Annotated in this window: 12 protein-coding genes; 4 read left to right on the forward strand and 8 right to left on the reverse strand. The window is 44.3% G+C overall.

The genetic code is table 11. The features are described 5' to 3' along the window. Nucleotides 1-19: 19 nt before the first annotated feature. From L1D22_RS11740 to L1D22_RS11750, 3 genes are all read left to right on the forward strand, one after another. Nucleotides 20-1,042: an ABC transporter permease gene (locus L1D22_RS11740; RefSeq protein ID WP_048608646.1), complete on the forward strand. Its 1,023-nt coding sequence runs from the start codon at nucleotides 20-22 to the stop codon at nucleotides 1,040-1,042. Nucleotides 1,043-1,051: 9 nt separating this feature from the next. Beyond that, nucleotides 1,052-2,674 (forward strand): microcin C ABC transporter ATP-binding protein YejF, encoded by a 1,623-nt coding sequence (gene yejF / locus L1D22_RS11745; protein WP_239829916.1) that lies wholly within the window; start codon nucleotides 1,052-1,054, stop codon nucleotides 2,672-2,674. Nucleotides 2,675-2,791: 117 nt separating this feature from the next. Then, entirely contained in the window at nucleotides 2,792-3,340 is a 549-nt protein-coding gene (locus L1D22_RS11750; RefSeq protein ID WP_239829917.1) for an RNA-binding S4 domain-containing protein, read from the forward strand. A 126-nt stretch (nucleotides 3,341-3,466) separates the two neighbouring features. Here L1D22_RS11750 and L1D22_RS11755 read toward each other — a convergent pair whose 3' ends face one another. The 8 genes from L1D22_RS11755 to L1D22_RS11790 all read right to left on the reverse strand — a co-directional run bounded on the left by L1D22_RS11755 (nucleotide 3,467) and on the right by L1D22_RS11790 (nucleotide 12,880). Continuing rightward, nucleotides 3,467-5,200 carry a sodium/solute symporter gene (locus tag L1D22_RS11755; protein ID WP_239829918.1) on the reverse strand — a complete coding sequence of 578 codons (1,734 nt, stop codon included), beginning with the start codon at nucleotides 5,198-5,200 and terminating at the stop codon, nucleotides 3,467-3,469. After that, on the reverse strand, nucleotides 5,193-6,191 hold the full coding sequence (locus L1D22_RS11760; RefSeq protein WP_345772808.1) for an ester cyclase: 999 nt from the start codon (nucleotides 6,189-6,191) through the stop codon (nucleotides 5,193-5,195). The genes L1D22_RS11755 and L1D22_RS11760 overlap by 8 nt, the downstream gene beginning before the upstream one ends. A 14-nt stretch (nucleotides 6,192-6,205) precedes the next feature. Continuing rightward, nucleotides 6,206-7,180: an ester cyclase gene (locus L1D22_RS11765; protein WP_239829920.1), complete on the reverse strand. Its 975-nt coding sequence runs from the start codon at nucleotides 7,178-7,180 to the stop codon at nucleotides 6,206-6,208. 513 nt (nucleotides 7,181-7,693) lie between these two features. After that, nucleotides 7,694-8,974, reverse strand: coding sequence for a TRAP transporter large permease (locus tag L1D22_RS11770; RefSeq protein ID WP_239829921.1), 1,281 nt, complete (start codon nucleotides 8,972-8,974; stop codon nucleotides 7,694-7,696). Next, nucleotides 8,971-9,534, reverse strand: a complete 564-nt coding sequence (locus L1D22_RS11775; protein WP_108082751.1) for a TRAP transporter small permease — start codon at nucleotides 9,532-9,534, stop codon at nucleotides 8,971-8,973. The genes L1D22_RS11770 and L1D22_RS11775 overlap by 4 nt, the downstream gene beginning before the upstream one ends. A 168-nt stretch (nucleotides 9,535-9,702) precedes the next feature. After that, nucleotides 9,703-10,698, reverse strand: coding sequence for a TRAP transporter substrate-binding protein (locus L1D22_RS11780; protein WP_210474046.1), 996 nt, complete (start codon nucleotides 10,696-10,698; stop codon nucleotides 9,703-9,705). A gap of 314 nt (nucleotides 10,699-11,012) precedes the next feature. Continuing rightward, nucleotides 11,013-11,978, reverse strand: coding sequence for a substrate-binding domain-containing protein (locus tag L1D22_RS11785; protein WP_108082752.1), 966 nt, complete (start codon nucleotides 11,976-11,978; stop codon nucleotides 11,013-11,015). 152 nt (nucleotides 11,979-12,130) lie between these two features. Next, a complete protein-coding gene (locus L1D22_RS11790; RefSeq protein WP_239829922.1) occupies nucleotides 12,131-12,880 on the reverse strand; it encodes an aldolase/citrate lyase family protein in 750 nt (249 codons plus the stop codon). A 341-nt stretch (nucleotides 12,881-13,221) separates the two neighbouring features. Here L1D22_RS11790 and hisD point away from each other — a divergent pair, with 341 nt between their 5' ends. Continuing rightward, complete coding sequence (gene hisD, locus L1D22_RS11795) at nucleotides 13,222-14,514, forward strand: histidinol dehydrogenase (RefSeq protein ID WP_061031088.1); 1,293 nt, start codon at nucleotides 13,222-13,224, stop codon at nucleotides 14,512-14,514.

Raw genomic sequence — 14,514 nt, forward strand, 5'->3', positions numbered from 1 at the left:
AACAAGGTATTGATAATAAATGTTTAACAACCCTTTAGCTGAAGCTCGTTGGTTACGTTTTAAAGCAAACAAGCGTGGTTTTATCTCCCTTTGGATATTTACCATCTTGTTTGGATTGAGTCTGTTCGCTGAAATCATTGCCAACGATAAGCCACTCTTGGTTTCTTATGATAATCAGTGGTTTGTACCTGTTATCAATGAATACGCCGAGACGGAATTTGGTGGCGAATTTGAAACCGAAGCCGACTACAAAGATCCGTATGTTATTGAACTCATTGAAGACAGCGGTTACATCGTGTGGCCAATCATTCCGTTTAGCTACGACACGATAAACTTCGATATTTCAGGTGCTGTGCCATCGGAACCCGATTCGGTGAACTGGCTAGGAACCGATGATAAAGGGCGAGATGTATTAGCTCGTATCATTTATGGCTTCCGTATTTCCGTTCTATTTGGTTTTATTCTGACGATTGTATCGAGCGTGATCGGTGTCGTCGTTGGGGCGACGCAAGGTTACTACGGTGGTTGGGTTGATCTGTTCGGACAGCGCTTTATTGAAGTCTGGTCTGGTATGCCGACCCTGTTCTTATTGATTATTTTGTCGAGCTTTATTGAGCCGAATTTCTGGTGGTTGCTTGGGATTATGGTGCTGTTCAGTTGGATGAGTTTAGTCGGCATCGTGCGAGCGGAATTTTTACGCTGTCGAAACTTTGATTACGTGCGTGCCGCGCAAGCCATGGGGGTTGATGACAAACGCATTATGCTTCGTCACATGCTGCCCAACGCGATGGTTGCATCTTTAACCATGATGCCGTTTATTCTTTCTGGCTCAGTGACCACATTAACCTCATTAGACTTCTTGGGCTTTGGTCTTCCTGCGGGTTCGCCTTCGTTAGGTGAACTGTTGGCGCAAGGTAAAGCAAACTTACAAGCGCCTTGGCTCGGTATCTCTGCTTTCGTCGTGCTTTCACTGATGCTTACGTTACTTGTCTTCGTTGGTGAAGCGGTACGTGATGCCTTCGACCCACATCAACAGAAGTAAGGATAGGTTATGACTTCAAATACAACGCCTGCTTCTCCAGTTTTGACCATAGATAAACTGTCTGTAGGTTTCGGGCGCAAAAACTCGATAGAACAAGTGACACAAGATGTCTCTTTAGAAATATACAAAGGCGAAACGCTCGCGCTGGTAGGTGAGAGTGGTTCCGGTAAATCGGTTACGGCTAACTCGATTTTAAAGCTGTTACCGAAAGGCTCGTCTCATTACTTAAATGGTAAGATCAATTTCTCTGGCACCGATATTCTGAGTTGTTCAGAAAGACAGCTACGTGGGATTCGTGGTGGTCGTATCGGAATGATCTTCCAAGAGCCTATGGTTTCGCTGAATCCGCTTCATCGAATTGGCAAACAGCTTGTTGAAACCCTCGCGATTCACCGAGGTATGCGAACAAACAAAGCGCAAGCCTTGGCGATAGAGTGGCTTTCAAAGGTGGGTATTCGCTACCCTGAGCAAAAGATTTCAGCATACCCACATGAGTTATCTGGTGGTGAACGTCAGCGTGTGATGATTGCGATGGCACTTATCAATGAGCCAGAGTTACTGATCGCTGATGAGCCGACAACTGCACTAGATGTATCGGTACAAGCGCAGATCCTTGATCTTCTAAAAGATCTGCAACAAGAGCTCGGCATGGCGATGCTGTTTATCACCCATGATTTAAGTATCGTTCGTAAAATTGCCGATAGAGTCGCGGTAATGAAAGACGGTCGTCTTGTTGAAAGCAACGACTGCAAAACTCTGTTTAACGCGCCTGCTCACCCCTACACTCAAAAGCTCATCAATTCCGACCCAAAAGGTTTACCTGTTCCCGTATCACCAGAAAGCAAACCTCTGCTTGATGTAAACCAACTGCGTGTTTGGTTCCCGATTACTGGCGGTCTGTTCAAGCGAACCATTTCGCATGTTAAAGCCGTCACCGATATGGAGTTCACCCTGAAGAAAGGGCATTCCATCGGCCTAGTCGGTGAGAGTGGTTCGGGTAAATCAACAACCGGTATGGCGATTTTGAAGCTGGTGGAGAGTGAAGGCTCGATCACTTATTCGAGCGAACAACTTCAAGGCTTAAACCGCCAACAGATGCTACCGTTTCGAAGTCGTATGCAAGTTGTCTTTCAAGACCCTTTCTCTGCATTAAACCCAAGAATGTCGGTCGCGCAAGTGATTGGTGAAGGTTTGTTAGTGCATCAACAATTGGACGAGAGCGAACTCGACCAACGCATCTGTGACGTAATGAAAGAAGTCGACCTAGACCCTGAAACTCGTCACCGTTACCCCAACGAATTTTCTGGCGGACAAAGGCAGCGTATCGCGATAGCGCGAGCTCTTATTCTGAAGCCAGAGTTTATCTTACTCGATGAACCAACGTCTTCGTTAGACAGAACCGTTCAAGCGCAAGTGTTGGATCTACTGAAGTCACTCCAAGAAAAGTATGACCTGACGTATCTTTTCATCAGCCATGACCTGAATGTCGTGAAATCCCTATGCCATTACACCATCGTGATGAAAGCGGGAGAGGTGATAGAGAAGGGCGACACTGAGACTTTGTTTGGTAATCCGCAGCATGAATACACTAAACAGTTGGTGAGCCTATCGAATGTTGGTGGGGCTTTATAACGCAGAGAGTTTATTTAAAACAAATGGACTCTGGTTGAATTCAACATGGTCATTTGCTTGTTTTACTATTACACTGCGCCCAATATTTCAGAAGTACATATTTAGGTAGAGGTCACCATGGACCAAGAACATTACGAAGACGCTGATTATGAAGGTTACGAGCACGGTGAAGAAGGCGAAGAGATTGAAATCGAAGCCATTGGTATCGATGTTTCTTCTCAGCCAATTGAGCTCTACAAAGTGTTTAAGATTGCTAACCTAGTAAGCGGTGGCGGTGAAGCTAAGCACATTATTTCGGAAGGCTACGTAGCGGTAAATGGTGAGCTAGAAACGCGTAAGCGCCGCAAGATGTACGATGGTGACTTTTTCGAATTCAACCAAGAATACTATGTAGTGGTGTGCGATCAGCCAGTACAAGAAGAATCAGAAAAGCCGAAAAAGAAAGAAGCGCCTAAACAAAATAACAAGGCGAAGAAAGGCCAATCTAAAAAGGGTTCAAGCAAGAAAGAATCACAGCGAAGCACTGCAGATATGCTAAGCGCTAAAGCTGAACCTAAGAAACAGAAAAAAGAGAAGAAGAAAGAAAACAAACCGAAAAAGAAAGCGGACACGCCTAAGCCAACACGTGATGATAAAAGTGGCCGTAACTCTATCGAATTCTTCTAAACTACAGCTTTAAAACGATTCTTCGATAGCTTCGCTACATGTATTGTTAGCGTTTGCTAGATACCAAAAGGCTCACTGTGATAGTGAGCCTTTTTTTGTTGTAGCTAGCTTAATTTGAGGATAACTCTAACAGGTTTGTTCTGCTTCATTTGACGTCTTAGATTGCTTGAATGAGTAAATCATATAACCGATGATACTTGCCGCAACAATAACCGAGCAGATTCGGATAAAGTTAATCAACATTGGTGCGTTCTCAATGAACTCGTTAATCCCCCAAAGTAGAACGAGTGAGAATACAAACATCACGAGTAGTCCCCAACAAGGCGCATCTACTTTACCTGGTACAACATACCAACCACCTTCTTTGATCGGCTTGTTCAAGCGTGCATACTCTGCTTGCTGACCTTTGACTGTATAAAGGTGCATTTCTGTCTGTTTGCCTGTTAGCAGCAAGCTTGCAGCGTAGGCGACAATCGCATTGACGAAAACACCGATGACACAGTACCAAGGCCAAGCAATATCAGTCGCAACCGCAACATACCAAATCGCCACGAAGCTTGCTGCGACACCAATTAATAGTCCCTTTTCTGTAATATGTTTGGAGTAGAAACCAAGTACGAACATACAGAAGTTTGCACCTACAAAATAGGAACCCGCTTTACTTAATATTTCTAAAACTGAGCCTGTACTGGTTGCAAACATGAAGGCTGGGATGATGATACATAGCGCCCACATAACCGTGAAGAAACGCGATGCTTTGAGGTAATGTTCCTCTGACTCGTTTTTCTTGTAAAAGCGTTTATAGAAGTCAGTAACAGAGACGGTAGCCATAGAGTTAAAAGCGGAATCTAGACTAGACATGCTTGCTGCAAGAATAGCGGCCGCGATTATTCCCATCAGCCCTGGCATACCATATTCGCTGGCATAGTGCAGGATGATGGTGTTGCCATTTTCGAACTCTTTGCCATCGTAATAAGCGTTGAATAACACGCCTAACAGAATGAATACGAAGTAGATGAAGAAAGCAACGTAACCCATCATTAGCATCGCTTTTTTAGCATCACCCATGTTTTTAGCCGCCATACAGCGTTGAACCATCATTTGGTTACCGCCATAAACAGTGGTGTGGAACATTGTCATTGCGATAACGCCAGCCCATACGGTGGTAACTTGGCTTAAATCTAAATTCGTTTGTAACGCATTCGTCATGCCTTGTGACTTGAGATCTTGCATCACTTCGGTCATGGGTTGTGGCATGCCATTCCAGACGGCTTCAATGATGATAAATGCTCCAAGAAACAGAATGACTGCTTGGATTACATCTGTCCAAATAACGGCGGCAATTCCCCCCATTACGGTATAAATCAGTGCGATAACAGTGACAATGACGATGCAGTAAGTCACATCGATACCAGTAATGAACTCGAGGATTAGTGAGGTTGCATACAAGACTGCAGCTGAGCTTATCGCCTGTTTAATTAAGAAGATCAAAGACAGAGTGATACGTGAGGCTTTACCAAAGCGTCGTTCTTGATATTCATAAATCGAAGTTAGACCGTTGTTGTAGAAAAACGGCATAAACACCGCAACGATAAAGAAAATCACTAACGGGTAGTTTAGGTGGATAGCTATTACCGACAAGCCTTCTTTGTAAGACCAAGCTGGTCCTCCTAAGAAAGACATAGCACTGACATAGGTACACACAACAGAAATACCGATGGCCCACCATGGAATATTTTTATCGCCTAATGCAAATTGGTTAGCGGAAGTGACACGTCTACCAACGAGTGCACCCATAACTAAAGTCAGGACGATATAGGTACCAAGAATTGTCCAGTTTAAAGCTCCAAACTCATACATGCTCACGTCCTTTTAATTGTTCATCCATTTGCTCAAACAGATCGTAACCAAGCTGTTTTAATATGTGTGCTATATCGATAGCGACCCAGTTTTCCTTGAGTAACTCTCCTTCGCGTCGCCAGATATCCATAACACGAAGTTCGATGTGCTTGCCTGTAGGTGCTAAACCTAACCAGCCACTGCTACCAGTATGTGTACCGTGCATGTGTGGCCAACCACCTGTGGATACGTAGTCATTTTTGGACAAAATGTTGAGCTCTATATCGACACTTCGATCAGGGAAGGCAAATACAAATGGTCCTTGATGGTGGTCTCGGAAACCTTGAATTCCACGTGTCGTACCGATCCCAGCAGGTCCATACCACATAAAATCGTTATGCCAGTAGTTTTCCAAATCCATTGAATCAAGGCGCTTACCATCAAATCGACCCAAGCAAGCCAACATGTCTAGGACTAGCTTTTGGCTTTTCTGACTCTTTTCAGCTGCGATGCTACCTGTCTGTATCCCGTCTTGAGTCGCAGGGGCAGGGACTAATCCAGCATGACCTAGGCTTTTGCGTAACGGATTAACGTCAGCTTGGTTCATTGCATCAATAAAATCAGGGATTAGATAGGATTCAATAATTTGACCATCTTGGATGCAAACCATTTCGGTGTAGCGCAAGTAGAGCGTTTTTCCCGTTGCTGGAATACCAAATAACGGTTGTGTAAATGTGCCGACGAAATAACCCGTAGAGTTTACCCAAGTGCGGCCTTCGTATTCACCTTGCATAACGATTGATGGACGTCGTTCAACATCAGGCAGCGAGTTTACTAGCGGCAATAGGAATGCTTGCTCGGTTGCCTTGACACCAGAGACGTCATTAATCGGATGAGCGACACACCATTTAACATCAGCATTTAGCATCTCGTGGACTACTTGAGTACGTTCTGATGAGTGAGCGTTAAAATACGTTTTGTAGAAATTCTCAATCAAGCTGTTCAAAATAATACTTCCTTATATAGTTAACCGATTTGGATTAAAATCTGTTTCCAGACCGCACTTTCATCAAGTAGCGTAAACTCTCTACGTAGACCCCAAGGTCCAAACTCTGCATGGCTGATCCCCATGATGTAAACGTCTTTTCCTGTAGGCTTTCCGAACATGCCGTAGCCTTCATGCTTACCTTGTAGCGACCAACGAATAGCCGCACGTGGTGACATCATTTCGTCATTGCGACCAATACGATGGTGAATTTTGAATTCTGCGTTCGGAAATGAAGAGCGCAGTGACATCCAAAACTGGTCGATCTCATTATGAGAGAGCGCAGTTTGACCACCCGTGTATTCGCCGATACAAGCTCGGTCATATTCTTTTGGGATTACTGAGAACTCAGCGCTCATTACACGGCGCAGTATGTCTTCATAGCGCTGACCGTATTCATTGTCGTTACCTACGCCAAGGTAAGGGCCTTGTGTGTCGACTTGGGGAGTGAAAGGGAAGGGGCATTGCTCAACGCCACCTTCCATTTCGATTTGTTGACGGGCGTACTTTTCTGACGTCATACCCAGTTGGTTTGCAATCGCAGCGATGTCTCGGATCATCCACTCGTCATTGATTTGGTTATTGATGGCATGGCAGTCAGCGATAATTCGAAACTTAAGTGTTTTGTTCGTTGCTTTACCAAATACACCATCATTAGTGTGAGTGGCTGTTGAAATGATTCGATGTGATGAAAGCATGCCTTGTTCAGGAGTCCCTGACCAAATAACGTCTTCACCCAATAAGGTACGGTTCGGGAACTCGGCTAGTGTGCCCATGGTCGCGCTGATGACCTTTTCGTTTCCCTTGGTGATGGAGAGTGGTGTACGGACGATAATGTCAGGTGAGTAATAGTTATGTAGGGTACTCAGACCTCGATCTTCCCAAATTTCTTTAGTGATACCTAATATGTAGTCTGGAAAATCTTGCCATTTAGAATCAAAGCCAACCATAGCCATTAATCACCTCCTGATGCGTCATAAAATTAGTTATTGGATTGTTTTTGGTTACGTATCCAATATTGCCTTTTGTTATCGACGTGTCAATGAGGTGTTTTGTATATGTTTCTTTATTGTGGGTTTGATCTGTTTTTTAACAACTCTTAAAATGCGGTTCTCTGTAAGATAATTGAGTGATGGTTCAGTATTTTTCGAGTGTATATGAACAAGATGATTAGGTTTGAATGTAGTGGAAGTTCGCGTAAATAATTGTATTTATAGGTATTTCAGGTGGTTTGGGGAGGTGGGTATTAAATCGGAGAATGCTCTGTGACGATTTGTTATATCGAAGTCATGATGAGAGAAAATTTAGAGTAATGATTCTTATACGATGGGGTTTTACTCAGGTTGTTAATTTTTTGTTTGTATTTGTTTGGTTGAAAATGGATTCGCATGCAACGATAACTTTGGGGATGGTTGGATTGAAAAAGCCACTCAAAGATGAATATCGAGTGGCTTTGTTCACGGAAACGCTTAAGACAATAATTTTGGAAGATACAATGATATCGCTGGCACAAAGGTAATGATCATCAAAGCGACGAGCATGGCACCAATCCAGCCTAGAATCTCTCGAGATAAGGATTCAATCGGCACATTACCTACTTGGCTGGCCATAAATAAGTTGGCGCCGAGTGGGGGAGTAACAAACCCGATGGCTAGGTTCACTATCATCACGATTCCGAAGTGAATTGGGTCCATTCCTAATGCGGTCACGATAGGCAGCAGGATTGGAGTCAAGATAACAATGGCCGCTAATGTCTCCATGAATGTACCGACGATTAGTAGTAATGCGGTGATACATAGCAAGATGAGCAGCTTGTTTTCCGTAATAGAGAGGATGAACTGTGCGATTTCAGTTGGTAGACGCTCAAGCGTTAGGATTCGACCAAAGGTAACTGAAGCGCCTACAATCACAAGTACTGCACCTACCAATAACGAAGATTCTAAAATGATCTTCACGACCTTTTTGTAATCCAGCTCTTTATAAACAAACATGCCGAAAAACAAGCCGTATAACACACCAATCGCCGCTGATTCAGTTGGCGTGAATACACCAGAGTAGATGCCACCAAGAATGATTACGGGTAATAGCATTGCCCAAATCGCTTCTTTAAGCGCTGCCAGTCTCTCAGGCCATGTTGCTTTCTTATCGTTACCTTTGTAGCCGCGGATTTTAGATACGATCAAACAGTAACCGATAAGGACGAGTCCGACGACAACCCCAGGGAGAATACCTGCCATGAACATTTTCGTTACGGACACTTCGGCAGTAATGGCATACACGATCATTACAACAGACGGTGGAATAATTACACCGATACCGCCGGATGAGGCAATCAATGCACCAGCAAAGCTTCGGTCGTAGCCTTTTTTTACCATAGACGGAATCATGGTTAAGCCAATAGCCGCAACGGTTGCTGAACCTGTACCAGAGATGGAGGCAAAGAACATACACGCAACGATAGCTACAATCCCCAAGCCACCGGTGAAGTGACCAAAGAAGACTTCAGCAACATGCAAAAGACGTTTTGATATACCGCCTTGGCTCATTAGGTTACCGGCCAATGTGAAGAGTACTACCGCCAATAGTGGGAAAGAGTCTAGACCTGTCACCAAGCCCTGAACTAAAAATTCGATATTTAAGAAGGGTAGGCTCAAGATTGCCAGCATGCTGGCACTTGCGAGTGCGATACCTACGGGAACGCCAATAAGAAGCAGTAATCCGAAACTACCAAATAACAAAGCAGAGGTCATAAGCTTAGCTCCAACAAGCGGTTAGAAGTGCGGTGTTTTGCTTTCAAGTGACGGTAACGGTGTTGCGTTAGTCGAACCGACTTTGGTGAGTAAGCAATAATTGAAATGCGCTTATTGATGCTAACGACAAGGCGAATGGCACTGAGCACGGCACAAACAAGTACAGAGGCATATAAGCATGCAATCGGGATTTCCATTGCTGGAGCGATTTGGCCCAGTTTCAGGCTTCGACCAATCACTTTGAAACCAAACCAGGCAACGGTACAGCTGAAGGCTAAGTAGATAAGGTCTGAAAGAATTAAACTGTAGTGGGTTAGATTACCCGGTAGTTTGTCGATGAATAGGCGAATGCGAATATGTCGATCATCACGAATACAGTAGCTGATGCTTAAGTACATCGCCCAAACGAAAAGGTAGCGGGCAAGTTCTTCTGCCCAAGCAATTGAAGCGTCGAATAGGCGCAATGCTATCTGTAAACAGAGTAGCGCGGTCATCAACGAGATAGAAAGTACGATCAGTGTTGGTTCGAAGTATCGGTCGAACAGGCGAAACCATTTCATACGTAACTCCAAAGAGTGTTGAAAAGGGCATTGAATGCCAATGAATGAACAGCATCTCAGGCTTTAAAGCGGTGTGTCTGTAAAGCAATAAAGCTGCTTTAAAACGAAGCCTCAAAGCCTGAGTCAATAACGGGCACCCATGAAGGGCTAGCAATCGTGATCAGTGAATTAGAGTTGCTCTATTTCTGTGATCACACTGTCGAATAGCGCTTCACCGGTTTTACTGCGCAGTTCTTGGTAAACCGCTGCATTCATCTTCTCTTTCATCTGAGCACGAACGTCAGTAGGTACGACGTTTACTGTCATGCCTTTCGCTTCAAGCTCTTTGATGACTTCTTGATTCTGTTTCGCTGCAAGATCACGCTGTACCGCGATGGTTTCTTGGCTTACTTCGTTGATAAGTGCCTGTTGATCACTCGGTAGAGAGTCCCAGAACTCTTTATTCATGAATAGCACATAGTTAGTGTAAATATGGTTGGTTAACGATAGGTACTCTTGTGCTTCATAAAAACGCTCAGCGTAAATAGAGTAAACCGCGCTTTCTTGTGAATTGATTAAGCCTTGTTGTAACGAAGTGAAGATCTCACCCCAAGAAAGCGGTGTCGGTGCCGTACCTACCGATTTCCAAGCACTGATTTGTGTTGGGTTAGACGCTGAACGAATCTTTAAGCTGTTCAAATCTTCAATGCTGTTAATCGGTTGCTTGTTATTGGTGATGCTGCGGAAGCCAACTTCCATGAAACCTAAGCCATGAAAGCCTTTTGACTCCATTGAATTAAGAAGTGGTTTGCCGATCTTGTCGCTGTCCAATGCTTTGTGTGCTTGCGCTTCATCTTCAAATAGGTAGAAAACATCAAGTACGTTGAACTCAGGTACGTAAGGTGACAGCAACACCGATGCACCAAAGGTCATCTGTAAGTTGCCTTGCTGGACAAGTTCGGTGGTTTCACGAACATCACCGAGCTGTCGAGCTGGGTAGATCTCCACTTCAAGTTCGCCATTAGAGCGAGCTTCAAGTTCTTTTTCAAAGTGAAGCATCGCTTTATGTACGGGTGAAGTTTCTTGGCTATCGTGAGCAAGACGAATGACATTGCTTGCAAACGTATTCATGCTAGATAGGGTTAAGCCGAGGGCAGTTATCGAGGTAAAGATTGCGCGTTTCATTGTTCTTCCTTTTTCATCACATGACTTTTTATGTGCATTCATTAGAGTCATGTTGGTCAGTGGGTTTTTATTCCGCACTTCATATCCTTATTTTTGCATACGAATCCAAAATATAAACACACAACTAACAAGTCAATAACAAATCCATAAAAGTGATAAAGAAGTTAATTCGAATAGACGAAATTTTAGGCGAGGTCACAGAAAGAAGGCCTAACATGATATTAGGGCTTCTACTCTAAACTGAATGACGTTTTGTTGATGGGAAAAGCAGCGGATTTAATAAGTTGGAGATGGGACCAAGTTAGCCAAACCTTTTATGAACTTAGTGATGTACTGCCTCGTTCCACTATAATTCCGGGTTCCAATAGGTAAGCCCCTTTGGCATCGGTATTTTCATTGATACGTTGCATCAAATCTCCCACAGCACTCTGTACTATCTTGTCTACTGGTTGTGCAATAGTCGTAAGATCGTAACTCGGCCATGCGGCCATTGGGATATCATCCACGCCCATGACGGCAAAGTCTTTCGGGATATGGCAACCAAGTTTTCGCAGGCCGTCCATGACACCCATAGCAAGGATATCATTGGCACAGAACACGGCGTCAGGTTTTGATGTGTGTTCCATCAGCTCTTTCGCTGCCTCTAATCCAGCCTCAAAACTGTATTTTGCATTGATGAAGATAGGGGAAGCTGCTTCACGTGTTTTTACGGTTTCAGAGAAGCCTAACCAACGCTTGTCACTGGTCATGGAACCTGCGTCACCACTGACATAAGCCAGCTGTTTGTAGCCTTTATCAAGTAAATAATCTGCTGCTTGCGTGCCAGCTTGCTGGTTGTCTAGGCCAGCGCTGTTCGCATTGACACCTTCGGTATATCGGTTGATGAGGCTTAAGTGAACACCAAACTTTTCACATTGTGCAAACGCACGAGAGGTCAGGCGGCTGGTGGCGATGATCAAGCCATCAACCTGATATTCAATTGCACGTGAAATGGCGAGATCCAAGTCGTCTTTGTCGATAGGGCAAAGGACAACTTGACCGCCGCGCTTTTGAATTTCCATCGCGAGTGCTCGAGATTGCAAGTCGTACATTGGGTTTGATTCGCTATCAAGTGCGATAGCCACTAACCCTGAACGGTTGGAAATAAGACTGCGGGCGATCGCATTTGGCGTGTAGCCAAGCTTGGTCGCCGCATCCATAACCATTTTACGCTTCTTCTCACTAATGCTCGCTGTCGGACTGAATGCCCGAGAAACAGTAGACTGAGAAACGCCAAGCATTTTGGCAACATCAATAGAGGTAACTTTCGCTTTTATGGTGAATCTCCTTATATCGCGATAAATCCAAGCGCTACCTTGATTAGGTCAACAGACTCTAATGAGCAAGGTTTGATAATTACAATACGTGTAACATTTGAAATCACAAAGAAAAATTATGATTTCATGACGGCTTGCTCATTTCGAAAGCCATCAATGATCATTTTGTGTTCAGAACCGACGCAAAAGAAGTTAACGCCGAGCTCTTTCCAGTGACGAGCCGCTTGAGCATTCGCGACAAACATACCAACGGGCTTGTTAACCTGTTGAGCTGCTTTGATTATTTTTATACTCGCTTCTCGCACGCATTCATCATTCACACTTTCAGCTCCGTAAGACACGGCTAAGTCTACTTGGCCAATGAACAGGGCATCGATGCCGTCCACTTTTGCGATTGATTCAGCATTTACCACACCTTCTGGATCTTCAATTTGCGCGATCACTACCGTGTTGTTCTGGCTGTCTTTCAAGTGACGTGCCATTGGTTTGGTTGCGTATTTTGCTGCGCGGCTTGAGCCTGCATAGCCTCGGCCACCTTCACCATAATGGGACATTTTCACCAGTTTTTCTGCTTGCTCGGCGCTGCATACGTGAGGGATCTGGATTCCTGTCGCACCGCAATCTAACGCATTCAAAATGGTCGACGGCTGGCTATCTTGAACTCGAACCACGCAAGGGAGTTGATTAGCGCGCGCAGCAAGAATACAGCTATCCAGTGTCGATCTATCAAAAGGGGCGTGTTCCGCGTCTAGCACAATGAAAGGGAGTTCTGCCAACGCCAGCACTTCAATGATGTGTGGGTGAGGGGTTTTAACAAAAGTCCCAAGTAGCTCGGTGTTGTTCAGTGTGTTCTTAAAGTTATCCATTACTTTTTGTTCTCCATTACTTTTCGTTCACTTTTGCAAAGGTATGCAAAACTTAACATGTGTTGTTGTAAAAAAAGAGTAAAAACAATGTGATCAATGCAACATAAATTGATTGTATTTTGATTCAACAGGTATCGTATCTGGCCGTTTTTAAATGAATTTTATCGTTAAAACAATAAGTTGCATTTAATTTTTTAAGTCGAGAAATGAATTTGCCAAGTGTTAAAAAAATGCTTATGTTTATTTTGCATTCGTATCCAAAAGCATACAAAACAAAAAATAAACTCTGTTAAAACTACACATAAGCAAACACTAGGCATACGCCACAAGGAGAATTAAGCATGGCTCGCATTCTAAAACACGGCATCACTGAAGAAGCATCAGCATCAAACAACGCGCAAGTACGTCAAACGGTTGAGAACATTCTTTCTGACATCGAAAAGAAAGGTGACAGTGCAGTACGTGAGCTTTCAGAAAAATTTGATAACTGGTCTCCGGAGCAGTTTCGCTTAACAGATGACCAAATTCAGGCATGTGTGGACGCATTGGACGAATCGACTAAGCACGATATTGAATTTGCACAAACACAAGTTCGCAACTTCGCTCAGATCCAACGTGACTCAATGCATGATGTAGAAGTAGAAACCATGCCAGGTGTTGTACTAGGCCACAAAAACGTGCCAGTAAACAGTGTTGGTTGTTACATCCCAGGTGGTAAGTACCCATTGGTTGCATCAGCGCACATGAGTGTTCTTACTGCAAAAGTGGCTGGCGTGAAGCGTGTTATTGCTTGTGCTCCTCCTTTTAACGGTCAACCAAATGTGGCAATTGTAGCGGCAATGGCGATGGCGGGTGCGGATGAGATTTATTGTTTTGGTGGCGTACAAGCGGTGGGTGCAATGGCGCTTGGTACAGAAACGATTGCTCCAGTAGATATGATCGTTGGCCCGGGTAACGCATTTGTTGCAGAGGCAAAACGTCAGCTGTTTGGTCGTGTTGGTATCGATTTGTTTGCTGGCCCAACAGAAACGCTAGTGATTGCTGATGAAGAGGGATGTGATCCTGAATTAGCCGCAGCGGACTTACTTGGTCAAGCTGAGCACGGTTACAACTCTCCAGCGGTACTGCTAACCAATAGCGAAACTTTTGCAGAAGAGACAGTAAAAGAAATTGAGCGTCAGCTAACGATTCTTCCTACTGCTGAAGTAGCTGGCAAGGCTTGGGAAAACTACGGTCAGGTTATTGTATGTGATAGCTACGAGGAGATGGTTGAAGTAGCTGATGATATTGCGTCAGAACACGTTCAAGTGATGACAAAAGATCCTAAGTACTTCCTAGATAACATGACTAACTACGGCGCGTTGTTCTTAGGTCGTGAGACAAATGTTTCTTACGGTGACAAATGTATCGGTACTAACCATACACTGCCAACAAACAAAGCAGCACGCTACACCGGTGGTCTGTGGGTTGGTAAATTCATTAAAACATGTACTTACCAGCGCGTAACTGAAGCGGCTTCGCTAAAAGTCGGTGAGTACTGTTCACGTCTATGTGCACTAGAAGGTTTCGCTGGTCACAAAGAGCAAGCAGACATCCGCGTTCGTCGCTACAAAGAAAAATCGGTAGAGGCATAA

It is taken from the genome of Vibrio sp. Isolate34, from assembly GCF_022397915.1.
GTDB lineage: Bacteria > Pseudomonadota > Gammaproteobacteria > Enterobacterales > Vibrionaceae > Vibrio.